Origin of the sequence: Corynebacterium massiliense DSM 45435 (genome assembly GCF_028609805.1) — a bacterium.
GTDB classification, from domain to species: domain Bacteria; phylum Actinomycetota; class Actinomycetes; order Mycobacteriales; family Mycobacteriaceae; genus Corynebacterium; species Corynebacterium massiliense.
The window spans coordinates 1,930,501-1,947,200 of sequence record NZ_CP063189.1 but is presented as its reverse complement, the minus strand read 5'-3'; the positions used below and the strand labels follow the sequence as shown (position 1 = coordinate 1,947,200).

Here is a 16,700-nt window from a genome sequence, read left to right as displayed (position 1 = left end):
CCATACGTGGCGAATGCAACTCCCGCGCTGTTAAACCCGCATGTTCGGTGGACTATAATCGTCCACCATGACGCCTACCGATATTTCGCAATCCGTACACGACGTAACGGAACGGGTATTCAACGAACATGATCTCGACACCTCTTTGATCCCAGAAGAGATCACCGTTGAGCGACCCCGTCTTGCTGAGCATGGTGACTACGCCACCAACATCGCAATGCAGCTTGCGAAGAAGGCAGGCACCAACCCGCGCGAGCTGGCCGGCTGGATCGCGGAGGCGCTGCAGGCGGATTCCGGCATCGAAAAGGTCGACGTCGCCGGCCCCGGCTTTATCAACATCACGGTATCCAAGTCTGCACAGGGCAACATCGTGCAGAGCGTGCTGGATCAGGGGGATGACTTCGGCCACAACGACATGTACGACGGCCTGCGGGTCAATCTCGAGTTCGTCTCCGCGAACCCGACCGGCCCGATCCACCTCGGCGGCACCCGCTGGGCGGCTGTCGGCGATTCGCTCGGCCGCGTATTGGAAGCCTCGGGCGCGAAGGTGACCCGCGAGTACTACTTCAACGACCACGGCGAACAGATCAACCGCTTCGCTCGCTCCCTCATTGCTGCGGCCAAGGGCGAGCCGACGCCGGAGGACGGCTACGGCGGAGATTACATCCAGGAGATCGCTCAGGCGGTCATGGAGCAGAACCCGCAGGCGCTCGACGGCTCCGACGCGGAGGTCCTAGAGGAGTTCCGTTCCCGTGGCGTGGAGATGATGTTCGACCACATCAAGAAATCGCTGCATGAATTTGGCACCGATTTTGATGTCTACTTCCACGAGAACTCCCTTTTCGAGTCGGGTGCGGTAGACAAGGCCATCGAGAAGCTGAAGAGCAACGGTTCGCTCTACTTCGACGACGGCGCGTGGTGGATGCGCACCACCCAGTTCGGTGATGAGAAGGACCGCGTCGTCATCAAGTCGGACGGCAACGCGGCGTACATCGCGGGTGATATTGCGTACGTCGGGGACAAGATTGAGCGTGGCCACGACCTGTGCATCTACATGCTGGGTGCGGACCACCACGGTTATATCAACCGTTTGAAGGCCGCGGCCCAGGGCATGGGCTACAAGGCCGAGCAGGTCGAGGTGCTCATCGGCCAGATGGTGAATCTCAAGCGTGATGGCCAGGCCGTGCGTATGTCGAAGCGTGCGGGCACGGTTATTACTCTCGATGACCTCGTGGCGGCCGTGGGCTACGATGCAGCCCGCTACTCCCTGGTCCGTTCCTCCGTGAACACCTCGTTGGACATTGACCTGTCCCTGTGGGAGTCGCAGTCTTCCGAAAGCCCCGTGTACTACGTGCAGTACGCGCACGCTCGTACCTGCGCGCTGCAGCGTAAGGCCGACGAGGCTGGGGTGAGCGCCGAGAACGCTGACCTGTCGCTGCTCGTTGAGGAGCGCGAGGGCGAGCTTATTCGCACGCTCGGTGACTTCCCGCGCGTGGTCAAGACCGCGGCGGAGATGCGCGAGCCGCACCACGTTACGCGGTACGCGGAGGAGCTTGCTGGGGCGTTTAACCGCTTCTACGTTGCCTGCCCGATCCTGCCCGCCGCCGGCGAGGACCCCAGCGCGCTCAACTCCGCTCGCTTGGACCTGACCCAGGCCACCCGGCAGGTGCTGGCCAATGCTCTCCGTCTGGTTGGAGTTACGGCGCCGGAGCGTATGTAAGTGACTCCTCCACGCAAGTCGAACGCCACGAAGAACGCGCGGCATGGCTACATCTTGTCCCTTGTGCGGGAAGAAAAGATGTCCAACCAGTCGCAGCTTCTTGCCCGACTGCAAAAGGCCGGGATAGAGGTCACCCAGGCGACTCTGTCGCGCGACTTGAATGAGCTCGGCGTTCGGAAGATCCGGACGAAGGCGGGGGCGCGCTACGTCATCGAGGGCGAGTTCGATTCGTCGGATTTCGCTTCTCGTGCCGCCGACCGGCTTCGTCAGAAGATCAGCGAGCTCGCCGTCATGGTGGACTACTCATACGGATTCCTTGTTCTGCGTACCCCGCCAGGCGCGGCGCAGTACCTGGCTAGCTTCGTCGATCGCGCAAGCCTCGACGAGATTGTTGGCTGCACCGCAGGCGACGACACGGTGTTCATCCTGGCCCGCGAGCCGTACAAAGGCGAAGACATCGCGCACCTTCTGTTGGAGGACTTCGAGTCTGAGTCTGATACCGAAGCAGTCGAGGCTAAAGGCGCTGAATAGGTGCCGCTCTCTCCCGATCGCTCGTTGGGCGGGAGAGAAAACGCTGGTGTGCGCGTAATTTGGTGTACTCGAAACGCAAGTCTAAGATATAGCTATCGGTTACGCAGTACGCCTGCGAAATCGGATAACTAAAGACGAGCGCCCGTAGCTCAACGGATAGAGCATCTGACTACGGATCAGAAGGTTGGGGGTTCGAATCCCTCCGGGCGCACCAATGTCCTGTGTCGCGTCATAGTTGACAAAACTGTCGCGACATCGTTGACAGATGGGCGTCCGCCGAGTTTTTGTTCTCGGTGGGCGCCTTTTGTTTTCTGGGGGTTAGTTGAGTGGGGGTTCGCCGTGTTTCTAGATTGGGGCTTGGTAGTTGCGGCTGGTGTCGATGTAGTGCTCGGTGATGATGGCGCCGGTGTCTTTGAGTGATGTGGTGATGTGGCGGTCTTTGATGATCATCAGGACGTGGTGGCCGGTGTATTTTCGGCCCATTCCTAGGTGGTAAAGCCTGCCTGCGTAGCGGATGGTGCAGCGGCCGGCTTTGTCGACTTTGTCGTTGCGTGTACGCCATTCGTCGGTGGGGTTGTCGTCGGGGCTGGCTTTCGTGGATGCGTTGTAGACCTCGTATGGGGTGCGTCTGCCGAGGGCTCGGTGTGGGCGGTTGGTGTTGTAGTAGGCGGCGAATCGGTCGAGTTGTTGTTGTAGTTCGTCGATGGTGTTGACGGTGGGTTGGCGCGATAGCCACCGTTTGAGTGTTTGGTGGAATCGTTCGATTTTTCCTTGGGTTTGTGGGTGTCCTGGCCTGCCGTTTTTCTGTTGGATCCGGTGGTTGCGGATGAGTTTTTCGAAGGCGTTACGGCCGCCTTTTGCCCCGGCGTTGCGGGCGGTAAACACCAGCCCGTTGTCGGTGAGGGTGGATTGTGGTGGGCCGAAGTCGCTGATGAGGTGTGATAGTTCGTCGGCGACGGCAGGCCCAGAAAAGGACCGGCTGGCTGTAATGGACAGCAGCAGTCGGGAGTGGTCGTCGATGAAGTCGAGGATTTCGACGCGTCTTCCGCCGGTGAGATATGCGTGTGTGATGTCTGCTTGCCAGCATTCATTGGGGCGGGATGCTTCGAAGCGGATAAATGAGGTTCTCGGCCGCTTTTTTGGTTCTGGCTGCACGAGGCCGTGGTCGCGGAGGATGCGCACGATCGTCGAGGTAGATGGGGCATACATACCTTGTTGTTCCAGGTGGAACTGGATGGTTTCTGCCCCGGAATCCAGCCCGGAGTGGTCGAGTTGTTTGCGCATGTTGATGATGGTTTTCTTGAGCTTTTTGGATACTGCGCGTGGGTTGGAGTGCGGTGCTTTCGACTTCGGCTTTACCGCTTGTGGGCCGCCAGTGTCGTAGCGGCGGAGTAAGGCGTAGACCCACTGGCGGGACACGTTGAAACGCGTAGCGACTCGGGCGACTGGTTGGTGTTGCTCGCGGACAGCTTTGATGATCGCGAGATTGCGGTTCGGACTATTCATGCTGTCAACGATGACGCGACACACCTGTCAACTGTCATCGTGTCTTCGCCCCGGCTGGGGATGTAAAGGATGTCCCGACACACCTGTCAACTGTCAGTGACGTTTCCCCAGAACAGATTTGTAAACTATGTCATGACTTCAGACACCTCCGGGCGCACCAATGTCCTGTGTCGCGTCATAGTTGACAAAACTGTCGCGACATCGTTGACAGATGGGCGTCCGCCGAGTTTTTGTTCTCGGTGGGCGCCTTTTGTTTTCTGGGGGTTAGTTGAGTGGGGGTTCGCCGTGTTTCTAGATTGGGGCTTGGTAGTTGCGGCTGGTGTCGATGTAGTGCTCGGTGATGATGGCGCCGGTGTCTTTGAGTGATGTGGTGATGTGGCGGTCTTTGATGATCATCAGGACGTGGTGGCCGGTGTATTTTCGGCCCATTCCTAGGTGGTAAAGCCTGCCTGCGTAGCGGATGGTGCAGCGGCCGGCTTTGTCGACTTTGTCGTTGCGTGTACGCCATTCGTCGGTGGGGTTGTCGTCGGGGCTGGCTTTCGTGGATGCGTTGTAGACCTCGTATGGGGTGCGTCTGCCGAGGGCTCGGTGTGGGCGGTTGGTGTTGTAGTAGGCGGCGAATCGGTCGAGTTGTTGTTGTAGTTCGTCGATGGTGTTGACGGTGGGTTGGCGCGATAGCCACCGTTTGAGTGTTTGGTGGAATCGTTCGATTTTTCCTTGGGTTTGTGGGTGTCCTGGCCTGCCGTTTTTCTGTTGGATCCGGTGGTTGCGGATGAGTTTTTCGAAGGCGTTACGGCCGCCTTTTGCCCCGGCGTTGCGGGCGGTAAACACCAGCCCGTTGTCGGTGAGGGTGGATTGTGGTGGGCCGAAGTCGCTGATGAGGTGTGATAGTTCGTCGGCGACGGCAGGCCCAGAAAAGGACCGGCTGGCTGTAATGGACAGCAGCAGTCGGGAGTGGTCGTCGATGAAGTCGAGGATTTCGACGCGTCTTCCGCCGGTGAGATATGCGTGTGTGATGTCTGCTTGCCAGCATTCATTGGGGCGGGATGCTTCGAAGCGGATAAATGAGGTTCTCGGCCGCTTTTTTGGTTCTGGCTGCACGAGGCCGTGGTCGCGGAGGATGCGCACGATCGTCGAGGTAGATGGGGCATACATACCTTGTTGTTCCAGGTGGAACTGGATGGTTTCTGCCCCGGAATCCAGCCCGGAGTGGTCGAGCTGTTTGCGCATGTTGATGATGGTTTTCTTGAGCTTTTTGGATACTGCGCGTGGGTTGGAGTGCGGTGCTTTCGACTTCGGCTTTACCGCTTGTGGGCCGCCAGTGTCGTAGCGGCGGAGTAAGGCGTAGACCCACTGGCGGGACACGTTGAAACGCGTAGCGACTCGGGCGACTGGTTGGTGTTGCTCGCGGACAGCTTTGATGATCGCGAGATTGGAGAGTGTCCGATTCTTTGTGTGCGGGGGTTTGGTTTACAAGTAGTCCGCGAATCGGTCGGGGTAAGCCACGGCTAGTTGGTTGATGGCTTGTTTCCACCCGGTGGCTTTCGCTCCTTCAATATAGCCGTTGCATTCGATATCGCGCTTCGCTTTCTTGGCTCGCTGGGCGGCGCGCTTGTCTTCGATGTTGCAGATCATCAGCCACAGCGTTTTCAACGCCGCGGTATCGTTCGGGAACTGGCCGCGGTTACGGGTAGCTTTACGCAGTTCAGCATTCAGCGACTCGATCGAATTGGTGGTGTAGAGCACCCGGCGTGCCGCCGGCGGGAACTGTAGAAACGGCACGAACCGCTCCCAAGCGTCGCGCCAGACTTTGACCGATTGCGGGTATTTCCGGCCCAGTTCACTGGCTTCGAACGCATCCAAGGCGGCACGGGCGGTGTCCTCGTTTGCGGCCGTGTAGACCTCACGCAGCGCCCGGGAGACCCCTTTGCGGTCTTGGTAGGACACCCACCGGTTCGCAGCCCGAATCAGGTGCACGATACAGGTCTGCACCATGGAATTCGGCCAGGTGGCTTCCACGGCTTCCGGCAGGCCTTTGAGCCCGTCGCAGCAGACAATGAACACGTCCTGGACACCGCGGTTGGCCAGATCCGCGCAGACCGATGCCCAGAATGCGGCACCTTCATTTTCAGCGATCCACAATCCCAGGATGTGCTTGATGCCGTCCATGTCGACGCCAACCGCCATATAGCAGGACTTGTTGACCACGCGGTGGCCGTCACGGATTTTCACGCGTAGCGCGTCGAGGAAGATCACCGGGTAGAACTCGTCGAGCTGGCGGTTTTGCCAGATCATGACCTCGTCTAACACCGCATCGGTAATGGTGCTGATCGTATCCGGGCTCATATCCACCCCGAGCGTGGTCGCGAGGTGATGCTGGATATCGCGCACTGTCATCCCGCCGGCGTATAGCGAGACGATCATGTCGTCGAGTTCTGTGAGTCGGCGTGCGCCCTTGGGCACCATCCGGGGAGTAAAGGTGCCGGCACGGTCCCTGGGCACGGTCACTTCCACCGCGCCGTAGCCAGAATTGACGGTCTTGGTGTACGACCCATTGCGGTGATTGTTGCCCTGTGCGGATTCGACTTGGGCTTTGGTCTTGCGGTCAGAATGGCTATAGCCCAAATGCGCATCCATCTCCGCCTGCAGACCAGCGTTGATTGATGCCTGTAGCAGGCCTTTGACCAGCTCGCTTGCATCATCAGCGGAAGCCGACAGCTCGCTGATCAAGCTGGCGAGCTCAGGATTTTCCATCAGCTTCTCGCTGATCTCATTGACCTTTGCCGGGTCATGGTTTTTCTTCGGTGACACCGTAGTCATTATCGGTGAAACTCCTTCTAGATCAGAGCCTCACACACAAACTTCCTGACACCCTCCGCGACACACCTGTCAACTGTCATCGTGTCTTTGCCCCGGCTGCGGATGTAAAGGATGTCCCGACACACCTGTCAACTGTCAGTGACGTTTCCCCAGAACAGATTTGTAAACTATGTCATGACTTCAGACACCTCCGGGCGCACCAAATTTTTTACCCCGTCACCAGGCATTTTAGGTGGCGGGGTTCTTCAATTTCATCACCTCGGGTCTAGGGATCCCCCGTTAGAAAATTGGGGCGCAGTCCAAAACAGGCCATAGCCCCGTTCTGCCCCCCGCACTATGTTCGGCGAGGGGAGAACGGGGCACGCTGACAGCGACACGGCCTAAACCGAGTCTGCACGAGGGGAGTTAGTATTCCACCGCGTCACGGGTGATCGGGCACGTCATGCAGTGGCCGCCACCGCGACCGCGGCCCAGCTCAGCGGAGCTGATGGAGACGACCTCGATGCCTGCCTCCTCCAGGCGCTTGTTGGTGTGCATGTTGCGCTCGTAGCCAACGACCACGCCCGGCTCCAGAGCCACGACGTTGTTGGCGTCATCCCACTGTTCGCGCTCGGCGGTGAACGCGTCGCCACCGGTCGGGACCACGCGCAGCTTGTCCAAGTTGAGGGCATCGGCAACGACGTCCACAAACTTCTTGTTCTCACGGGTAACGGAGATGCCTGCCGCGTTGTCCTCCGGACGAATGGTGAACGGGATGATGGTATCGGTCACCGGCTCGTAGGCAGTCACGATGTCACGGTCGCAGAAGGTGAAGACGGTGTCGAGGTGCATGGACGCACGATCCGGTGCCATACCAGCCACGATGACCTTCTCGGCCGCATTTTCAGCGAAGAGGTTCTTGGCCACCTGGGAAATCGCCTGCCAGTTAGAACGCTCGGACATGCCGATGAGAACCACACCGTTGCCGACCGGCATGATATCGCCACCCTCCAGGGAGGACAGGCCCTGGTCCTTGGACGGATCGCCGTACCAGACGTGGAAGTCCTCGTTGGTGAACTTCGGGTGGAACTTGTAGATGGCGGAGGTGAGGAGGGTTTCCTGGCGGCGGGTCGGCCAGTGCATCGGGTTCAGGGTGACGCCGCCGAAGATCCACGCGGTGGTGTCACGAGTGAACTGGGTGTTCGGCAGCGGCGGGATGACGAACTGGGTGCCTTCGTGGGCCTCCGCGAGCGTGTTCATGATGGACAGGTCCTTCGGCAGCTCAGAGAAGGCCACGCCACCGATGAGCTTTTCGGCCAGCTCGCCCGACTCTTCACTCTTCAGCCAGGAGTAGAGCTCGTCAGAAGCTCCGGAGCCGACATTCTTCGGGGCCAGCTTGGTCTTCAGGATCCAGTCGCGGGCTTCGTCGTTGTCGAGGGTTTCCGCGAGCATCTTGTGCATCTCGAAGACCTCGACGCCGCGCTCTTCCATCTTGCGGACGAAGTCGGCGTGGTGGCGCTGCGCTTCCTCGACCCACAGAACATCGTCAAACAGAAGTTCCTCGGCGTTACGCGGGGTCAGACGCTCGTGGGCGCGGCCCGGCGAGCAGACGAGAACCTGACGGAGTTTGCCAACCTCGGACCAGGCACCAATCGGGGTGTTTGCGGAAGTCATGATGAAAGTCCTTTCCAAAGGGAAGAGAAGAGGAGGTTAAACGAGGGAGAGGCTGCCAGTGGCCAACATCCAGAGTGCTGCCACGGCGGCGATCGCCAGGACAGCCAGGATGATGAGCTCGTAGGGTTTGAAGTAATGCTTCGCACCCTTTTCGCGCTTAGCCCAGATGTAGACGGCTGCACCAGGCAGGTACAGCAGAGCTGAGAGGAGAAGGTTGGACGGCCCGGCTGCGTAGATGAGCCACAACCCGTAGACCGTGGCGACGAGGGAGATGATGAGGTCGCGTACGCGGCCTTTCGCCATCTTCCCGGTGTAGGTGTCGCCCCGTACCGTCACCATCAGCGCGTATCCGGCAGACAGCAGGTACGGCACGAGGATGAGTGCGGCGGCGAGAGTAGCCATGGACAGGTAGACATTGTCGGAGAACAACGCCGTGATGAGGAACAACTGGGTGATGGCGTTGGTGACCCATAGCGCGTTGGCCGGGGCGTCGTGCTTGTTCAGCTTGCCGAAGAACTTCGGCATCGTGCCGTCCGAACCAGGGATCTGCATGGTTTCACCGCACAGGAGGATCCATGACAGCAAGGCGCCGATAAGGGAGATGAGAACGCCGATACTAATCAGCCAGGCGCCCCACGGGCCCACGACCTCGGCGAGGACGTCAGCCATAGAAACATCGGGCAGATTGGCGATGTCCGAGCGCTGCATAACGCCCAAGGAGAGCAGGTTGACCGCCACAAGGAGGGCCAACATGAACAGGAAGCCGGTGACCGTGGCCTTGCCTACATCGGAACGGTTCTTTGCGCGCTTCGAGTAGATCGATGCGCCTTCGATGCCGATGAAGACCCAGACGGTAATCATCATCATGGACTTGGTTTGTTCAGAAACCGAGCCCAGGGACGCTTCGCTGCCCCAGAAATCCATGGTGAACAGGTCGTAATTGAACCCGATAGCCACGACGACAATGAACACCGCGAGCGGCACGATTTTCGCCACCGTCGTGATCGTGTTGATCAGCGCAGCGGTTTGCACGCCGCTGATGACCAGGAAGTGAACGGCCCACAGCAGGACCGAGGCGAGAATCACCGCAGGTACCGTGTTGCCACCCTCGAAGACTGGGAAGAACTTACCCAGCGTGGAGAACAGCAAAATAAGGTAACCGACGTTGCCGATGAGCGCTGATAGCCAGTAACCCCACGCGGAGTTGAACCCCACGTAGTTACCGAAACCGGCGCGTGCGTAGGCGTAAACGCCGTTATCGAGTTCTGGTTTCCGGCGGGAGAGGAACTGGTAAACCAGGGCAAGGCACACCATGCCGATGCCGGTGATGACCCATCCGATGATGATGGGGCCTGGTGCTGCGGCGGAGGCAACGTTTTGGGGGAGGGAGAAGATGCCTCCACCAATCATGGAGCCTACGACGAGGGCCAGGAGGGCCGGAAAGGCTAGTCCGCCTGCTTCGCTGGCGCGCCCAGATCCCTCTGGAGGATCAGGCAGCGAGGCTGTCGAGGCAGCCACGCTGGACGCTTTGTGCGAATGCATATTTTTCCTTTCTAGGAATTAATATCCTAGGGATTTCCCGAGAGCGGGTTTAACTTCCGTAACCCGCTACGCTCACAGTACGGCGAGAGGTGCGGCTCCGACAATAGAATTGATTGAATTTCTATGTGTCATTTTTCACCAATGTTAACCGGCTAAAAAATCGGAGCGAAACCGGTTTAAATATGCATTGACGGGGGTGAATAAAATACCGTGTCCAGGGGTGTTATAGAGACGGTGTTGAAGATTGGGGATTGTCGCTTTCGGCGGTCTCTATAAATTGCACGGGCGGTAGAAGAAATTACGGAGGCGTGTAATTTATGACTATTGGTTTAAAAATCAAGGAAGTGCTAAAATGTGAAATTTCGTCGTAATAGGACCAATGTCTTCCTCTTGGTCTCATTCCAGTTGCACTGGGCTGGGGTGTATTACCGCCCCAGCACGTAGTCGACGTCGCGTTCTGCTTCGGGCGTCGAGACGGTGACCGCGGTGCCCCAGGGGTCGCGGACGGTGAGGCTGGCGCCGTCATCGGCAAGCGTGGCGGCCTGGCCGGTGGAGCGGAGGCGCTCGGTGAGGGCATTGAGATCCGCGCGGCCGGGGACCGTGACGGCCACGTTCCCGAGGCCGAGGGTGGCCGCACGCGGGCCGGCGCCGCGAGAATTCCACGTATTCATAGCCACGTGGTGGTGGTAGCCGCCCGCGGAAGCAAACAAGGCCTGCGGGAACTGGTCATTGGTCACGCCGAAGCCGAGCTGGCCAACGTAGAACTCCCGTGCCAGGGCAGTATCGCCTACCTGCAGGTGGACGTGGCCGATGCGGCCGGTCTCCTTACCGGCGCCAGCGTGCGCGGACTCGGGGAGGTGGCTGCGCAGGTAAGCCCGCGGGTCGAGGGGAAGGGTGTCCATGATGACCTGCCCGCCGCGCCGGGGCCACTCGCTGCGGGGGCGGTCCCAGTAGAGCTCAATGCCGTTTCCCTCCGGGTCGGTGAAGTAGAACGCCTCGCTCACGAGATGGTCGGCGCTGCCCACGTAGCGGCTTTCCGGGTGCTGCGCCGCGCGGGCGACGGTGACGGCGAGCTCCTGCTGGGTCTGATAGAGGAACGCGGTGTGGAACAGGCCTGCCTGGCGGCCGTTCCAGGCGGGCAGATCTGGGGTTTCCACGAGGCGCACCAGGGGCGTCGTGCTGTGGCCGAGGACGCGACGGCGCTCGCGGCGGACCTCTGCGTCCTCGATGGGGGTAAGGCCAAGCGCCTCCTCGTAGTACGCGGATATCCGCTTCAGGTTGCCCACGTTCAAGGTGATGGCGCCCATGTGAGTGGCGGCGCTCAGGGTATTCGTTGTGGTCTCTTCGGTGGTCGGCATCGGGGTGGCCCTCCGTGGCATGTAGTTGACGTGTCATATAACTATAGCGGGGGAGGATTTATTCCGGAAAGTATTTCAATTCGATCGAATCTATGCGCAGACTCACTGGATAGATATAAAGTGAGGTGCATTACTGTCCGCGGGGGTGTGCACGCCCGTCATGGGCGTCTCAAACGAGGAGAGCGTGAATGAATATCGAAATGGACATGGTGCAAACCATCGGGTTTGCCGTCATCCTGCTGGTCATCGGCATGTGGCTGCGCCGCCGGGTGCGCTTCTTCGAGCGATTCGCCATTCCCTCTCCGGTCATCGGCGGCTTCCTGTTCGCCATCATCAACTTGGGCCTGTGGCTTACCGACGTGGCGGAGATCGAGTTCGACACCACGCTGCAGAGCTTCTTCATGACGATGTTTTTCACCACGGTCGGCTACGGCGCGTCCATCGCGATCCTGCGCAAGGCCGGCCCGCTGGTGCTCCGGTTCCTGGTCGTCGCGTCCGTGTTGGTGATCCTGCAAGACGTCCTTGCCACCGCTCTCGCGCCGCTGGTGCAGATCCCCTCGGCGCTGGCGCTGATGACCGGCTCAGTGGCCATGACCGGCGGGCACGGGGTTTCCGGCGGCATCGCCCCGCTCGTGGAGGCCAACGGCACCGCCGGCGCGGAGACGGTCGCCTACACTGCCGCCACGTTCGGTCTGATCGCGGGCTCGCTCATGGGTGGGCCGCTGGCGAACCGGCTCATCACCAAGCACCGCCTGCACGCGGTCGAAGGCGGCGACAAGGTGGACGAGGGCCTGCTGGCCGAAGAACCGCGCCACCTACGTAGCGGACGCGTCCTCCAGGCGTTCGTGGTCATCTTGATCGCCATGTTCATCGGCTCCTACGTCACCGAGGCGCTCAATTACCTGGTGGGGCAGCTCACCGAGCAGGCCGCCTTCCCGGGGTACTTCGGCTCGATGATTGTGGCCATCATCCTGCGCTACCTGTCCGACCGGCAGCAGCCGGAGAAGTACCACGAGTTGGTGCCGCCGCAGGAGGTAGAGGTCGTCGGCGAGGTCGCCCTCGCGCTGTTCTTGGCCATGGCGCTGATGTCCATCCGCCTGTGGGAGCTGGTGGATCTTGCGCTGCCGCTCATCGTGCTGCTCGCCGCGCAGACGGTCCTCATGTTTGTCTTCGCCCGCTTTGTCACCTCCCCGGTGATGGGCAAGTCCTACGACTCGGCCATCATCACCGCCGGCCACTGCGGCTTTGGCATGGGCGCCACCCCGAACGGCGTGGCCAACATGGAGTCCGTGGTCCAGAAGTTCACACCCTCGCCCGTCGCCTTCTTCGTCCTGCCCATCGTCGGCGGCATGTTCATCGACTTCGTGAACATCACCGTCATCATGGTGTTCCTCGGCTTCGTGAGCTAGCGGGCAGAAAACGGCGAACGCCCTGGGTGTGCGCGGCGAGAACGTCGCTTCAACGCACACCCAGGGCGTAAGCGCTGGGGGAGAAGAGAAGGTTTACTTCTTGTCGGCCTTTTCGGAAGCCTTCTCGGAAGCCTTGTCGCCCTTGCCCTTCTTTTCATCCTTGCCCTTGTCGTCCAGGCTGAACTTGGAGGCGTCCAGGCCCAAGGCGTCGGAGATGGTGAAGAAGAGGTCGGTCTGGTCGGTCAGGCCCGACACGTTCGCGGCGTTCGGTCCGAAGGCGGCCAGGCGCAGCTGGGTGCCGGTGTGGCCCTGGCTTTCCACGTCCACGTTCTCGGAGGTGGCGTAGCCGACGGTCATCGGGGAGCCGTCCTCGGTGATGAGGTTGCGGGACAGACCCGGGTACAGGGTCTCGCGGGCCTCTTCAACGGAGATACCCTTCTTCTCCGCGAGCTTCTCGATGTCCTTGTCGTCCTTGTAACCGACAATCTGCGAGGTGTGTGCGTGGTCGGCGGTGACCAGCACGAGGGTCTCGCCGTCCTTCTTGGCAAAGTCGAGGGCCTCCTGGACTGCCTCGTCCAGGTCGACGGTCTCACCGATCTGGCCACACGGGTTAGCCATGTGGTCTTCCTTATCGATGGACGCGCCCTCCACCTGCAGGAAGAAGCCGTCTTCCTTGTCGTCGAGCAGGTCGATGGCCTTGTTGGTCATGGCCGCCAGGTTCGGGATGTCGTCGGTGCGCTCCTCATTCTCGGTGCACTTCTCAGCATCCTGGAGGTAGCCCTGCTTCTCCGCCTTCGGGCCCTTCCAACGAACCGGGAGGTTGCCGTCGCCGAACAGGCCGAGCACCGGCTTGTCCTGGTTGGCTTCCTTGATCTCCTCGAGCTCCTTGGCGGTCTTCGGGATCTGGTAGCCGCGCTCCTCGGCATCGGCAAGCACGGTCTTGCCCTTGGCGTCGCCGGCCTGGATGGTCTGCTCGTAGCTCTCGAGGCCGCCACCCAGGGTGACGTCAGCGCGGGTGTCCAGGATCTGCTCGGAGATGGAGCCCTTGCCGCCCTTCTCCTTCAGGTCGTCGCCGCACTTTTCCGCGTCCTCCGGGCCGTAGCAGCCACGCTCGCTGACGTGCGCCGCCTCGACGGCCGGGGTAGCGTCCTGGATTTCTGCGGTGGAGACGTTACCGGTCGCCTTGCCGTTGGCCTTGGCGATCTCCAGCAGGGTCGGCTGCGCCTCGCCGTCGATGTCCTTGGAGATAGCACCGTTGTAGGTCTTGGTGCCGGTGGACCATGCGGAACCGGACGCGGCGGAGTCGGTGACGTAGTCCGGCTTGCCGGTCTCCTTATCCAGGGAGTAGTGGGTGTACTGGCCGGTGACCGGCAGAGCGTCGATGCCCTTGAACATGCCGCCGGCACCCTCCGCGTAGTTGCGGGCCACGGTGATCTCGGAATCGCCCATGCCATCGCCGATGAGCAGGATGACGTTCTTGGCGCCGGTCTTATCCATCGCCTGCTTCATGAAGTCGCTCTGGTCGCCGGTCAGGCGACGAGCGCCGCCGTGCTCCTTGAGCTCGCCGCGGGCCTCGCGGTTGGCGATGTCGGAATCCAGGTCCGCCCCGCCGTTCTTGCCGGACTTCGACTTGGACTTGTCCTTCTTATCCTTGTCCTTGGTGTCCTTGCCGGACTTGTCGTCGTCCTTCTTACCTTGGTCGTCGTTCTTGTCCTGGGCGGCGGTGGCGTTGGTGTTGTCGTCAGCACCGGACGCGTTGTCCTCCGGGGCGCTGCAGCCAGCAACCAGCACGGCAGCGGCACCGAGACCGAGGCCAGCCTTGAGTACGCGGTTCATCCTGAACTCCTTGCAATCAGCATGGGATGGTTTTCTTCCAAGGAGAAGTTAAGGCTTTCAGGTGGACTCAAGGTTGGGGGCAGGTTAACCCGCGATGAACCTCCTGCGCGCGGTGGATAAAAACGATCTGCGCAGGAGGAATCACAGGGGTGACAACCGGGGGTGAGCCGTCTGGCTCACGAGCTATTTCTCGCCGACCTTCCCCTCCTTCGGCCACACCACCACGACGGCTGGGCGCGGGGTGGAGTTCCCGCCGTCGGGCCAGTGGGACGACGGCTCGTCAAAGGCGGCCTCGTCGTCCTCGCCCGGGTGCTGCACGTTGACCATGACCCGGTCGGCATCGACAATCGGCCCGCACGTTTCCGCGCCTACCGGAACCGTGAGGAAGCACTTGAGCTCGCCGCGCGTCGCGCCCTCGGTGGTCACGGCGTAGAGGCCATCGTTGGAGCCCAGCGCATTGCCGTCGGTGGAAATCCACATGTTGCCGTGCGGATCGAAGGCGAGGTTGTCCGGGCACGAAATGGGGGAGACCCGTTCTTTGTCGAATCCGCCGAAGTAGCTGTTGGCCACCTTCGGGTCACCGCAGACGAGGAAGAGGTTCCAGGTGAAGGACTCACCGGCGTGGTCATCGTCGATCTCCATGACCATGCCGTTCTTGTTCTCCTTAACCGGGGCCCATTCCTTCGGGCCCTCCTTGCTCTTCTTGGCGTCCTTGCCGGTGGCGCCGCGGTAGGAGTTGTTGGTCAGCGCCGCGTAGACCTTGCCGGTCTGCGGGTTGATGTCCACGTCCTCCGGGCGGTCCATCTTGGTTGCGCCCACCTTGTCGGCGGCCTCACGGGTAAACACCGCGACCTCCTCGGCGCTGAAGCCGTCCACGTGAGACTCGTACTTGTTGTTGTCGGTGTCCGCGGTGAGCAGCTTGACCCAGCGGCCCTTGCCGTCGAAGGCGCCATCGTCAGGCAGCACGCCGGAGCCATCGATCTCGTCTTCCGGGGAGTTGCCGTCCATCACCGCAACGTAGAGCGTGCCGTTGTCCAGGATGGTCATGTTGTGGGCGGTGTCGCCCTCCTTGACCTTCTTGGAGCTGACGAACTTGTAGATGTACTCGAAGCGCGAGTCGTCGCCGGAATAGGTGACCACGGTGCCGTCTTTAGTGATGTGGACGTTGGCGGCCTCGTGCTTGAAACGGCCCACCGCCGAGTGCTTGACCGGCGTGGACTTCGGATCGTACGGGTTGACCTCGACGACGTAGCCGAAACGGTTGGCCTCGTTCGGGTTCTTTGCCAGGTCAAAGCGCTCGTCCAGACGCTCCCACTTGCGTGTCGATGCCTCGTCTTTGAACCCGAAGCGCTCCAGCGACTCCTGGGTGCGCTTGTCGGAGGAAGAAGCGTTGGCGAAGTAGCTGTCGAAGTTCTCCTCGCCGGACAAGACCGTACCCCACGGGGTGACGCCGCCGGAGCAATTGGCGATGGTCCCCAGCACCCGCGTGCCCGTCGAATCCGCGCTGGTTTTCACGAACTCGGAACCGGCCGCCGGTCCGGTGAGCGTGAACGGGGTGGTGGCGGTGATGCGGCGGTTCAGGTCGCCGAATTTGCGGGTGAGTTTGCCGCTCTTTGCGTCCTTGGACACCTCCAGCACCGTCATGCCGTGGTTGGCCCAGCCCAAACGGATCTGCTCGTCGGTCGGGTTGTCCGAGTCGTAGCCGGGGAACATCTGCGGCTCGGTGGTGTACTCGTGGTTGCACACGTAGAGAAGGCGCGAATCGTCGCTCGGGTGCTCGAGCAGACCCGCGAAGTCATTGTTGAAGCCGAACTGCTTTTCCGCGTCGGCGGCCTTCTGGTTGTGCACATCGAACTCGGGCGCGCCCTTGACCACCGGGTCGCCCCACGCGATGAGGACGGACTGCTCGTAGCCCGCCGGCACGACGACCTCGTCCTTCTCGTTGGGCTCGACGCTGTCGAAGTGCATGCCGTCGGCACTGGGCTGGTCCGTGGCGGATTCGCTGGCGGTGGTCTTGCCGCCGCTAGCGGAGTCCCCGGTCTTCGAGTCGGCGCCGTTTTCGTTTTCTGCACCAGTGGCGCACGCGGCCAGGGCTGCGCCGCCGCCGACGGAGACGACGGCGAGGCCGCCGGCGCGCAGAGCCTTGCGGCGGGAGAACTGGTCGCCGAAGTAGGGGTTGGACGAGGTGTTGTCGCAGTCGCCGAGGCAGGCGTTGCCGCACTTGTACTGGCAGGTCAGGCTGGAACGCGACGAGGCGAACGGGTTGGCCCGCAGTAGGTTTTTACGCAGGAAAGTCACTGTGTTTTAGCTCCAAATACGGTGAAT

At 61.0% G+C, this 16,700-nt stretch carries 11 protein-coding genes and 1 tRNA gene; 4 read left to right on the top strand and 8 right to left on the bottom strand.

From position 1 onward, the window contains the following. Positions 1–67: 67 nt before the first annotated feature. The 3 genes from argS (at position 68) to CMASS_RS09045 (ending at position 2,465) form a co-directional block, all read left to right on the top strand. Entirely contained in the window at positions 68–1,720 is a 1,653-nt protein-coding gene (gene argS / locus CMASS_RS09055; RefSeq protein WP_022862920.1) for an arginine--tRNA ligase, read from the top strand. After that, on the top strand, positions 1,721–2,251 hold the full coding sequence (locus CMASS_RS09050) for an arginine repressor (RefSeq protein ID WP_022862919.1): 531 nt from the start codon (positions 1,721–1,723) through the stop codon (positions 2,249–2,251). Between the two features lie 138 nt (positions 2,252–2,389). After that, a tRNA-Arg gene (locus CMASS_RS09045) sits at positions 2,390–2,465 on the top strand. A 131-nt stretch (positions 2,466–2,596) separates the two neighbouring features. Here CMASS_RS09045 and CMASS_RS09040 read toward each other — a convergent pair. From CMASS_RS09040 to CMASS_RS09015, 6 genes are all read right to left on the bottom strand, one after another. Further along, positions 2,597–3,757, bottom strand: a complete 1,161-nt coding sequence (locus CMASS_RS09040; RefSeq protein WP_273665899.1) for an IS481 family transposase — start codon at positions 3,755–3,757, stop codon at positions 2,597–2,599. Positions 3,758–4,048: 291 nt separating this feature from the next. After that, positions 4,049–5,182, bottom strand: a complete 1,134-nt coding sequence (locus tag CMASS_RS09035) for an IS481 family transposase (protein ID WP_273665918.1) — start codon at positions 5,180–5,182, stop codon at positions 4,049–4,051. A gap of 45 nt (positions 5,183–5,227) precedes the next feature. After that, positions 5,228–6,577: an IS256 family transposase gene (locus CMASS_RS09030; RefSeq protein WP_273665896.1), complete on the bottom strand. Its 1,350-nt coding sequence runs from the start codon at positions 6,575–6,577 to the stop codon at positions 5,228–5,230. A 405-nt stretch (positions 6,578–6,982) separates the two neighbouring features. Beyond that, the gene (gene arcA, locus CMASS_RS09025; protein ID WP_022863119.1) at positions 6,983–8,230 is read right to left on the bottom strand and encodes an arginine deiminase; all 1,248 of its coding nucleotides are present in this window, start codon (positions 8,228–8,230) and stop codon (positions 6,983–6,985) included. 36 nt (positions 8,231–8,266) lie between these two features. Continuing rightward, entirely contained in the window at positions 8,267–9,772 is a 1,506-nt protein-coding gene (gene arcD / locus CMASS_RS09020; protein WP_084684414.1) for an arginine-ornithine antiporter, read from the bottom strand. A gap of 425 nt (positions 9,773–10,197) precedes the next feature. Beyond that, a complete protein-coding gene (locus tag CMASS_RS09015; RefSeq protein WP_022863117.1) occupies positions 10,198–11,130 on the bottom strand; it encodes a VOC family protein in 933 nt (310 codons plus the stop codon). A 188-nt stretch (positions 11,131–11,318) separates the two neighbouring features. Here CMASS_RS09015 and CMASS_RS09010 point away from each other — a divergent pair, with 188 nt between their 5' ends. After that, a complete protein-coding gene (locus CMASS_RS09010) occupies positions 11,319–12,539 on the top strand; it encodes a sodium/glutamate symporter (RefSeq protein ID WP_022863116.1) in 1,221 nt (406 codons plus the stop codon). Positions 12,540–12,632: 93 nt separating this feature from the next. Here the strand turns inward: CMASS_RS09010 and phoA are convergent, their stop codons facing one another. Both phoA and CMASS_RS09000 read right to left on the bottom strand, forming a co-directional pair. Further along, positions 12,633–14,375 (bottom strand): alkaline phosphatase, encoded by a 1,743-nt coding sequence (phoA, locus tag CMASS_RS09005; protein ID WP_022863115.1) that lies wholly within the window; start codon positions 14,373–14,375, stop codon positions 12,633–12,635. A gap of 183 nt (positions 14,376–14,558) precedes the next feature. Beyond that, positions 14,559–16,673 (bottom strand): PhoX family protein, encoded by a 2,115-nt coding sequence (locus tag CMASS_RS09000; RefSeq protein ID WP_022863114.1) that lies wholly within the window; start codon positions 16,671–16,673, stop codon positions 14,559–14,561. Positions 16,674–16,700 lie beyond the last annotated feature (27 nt).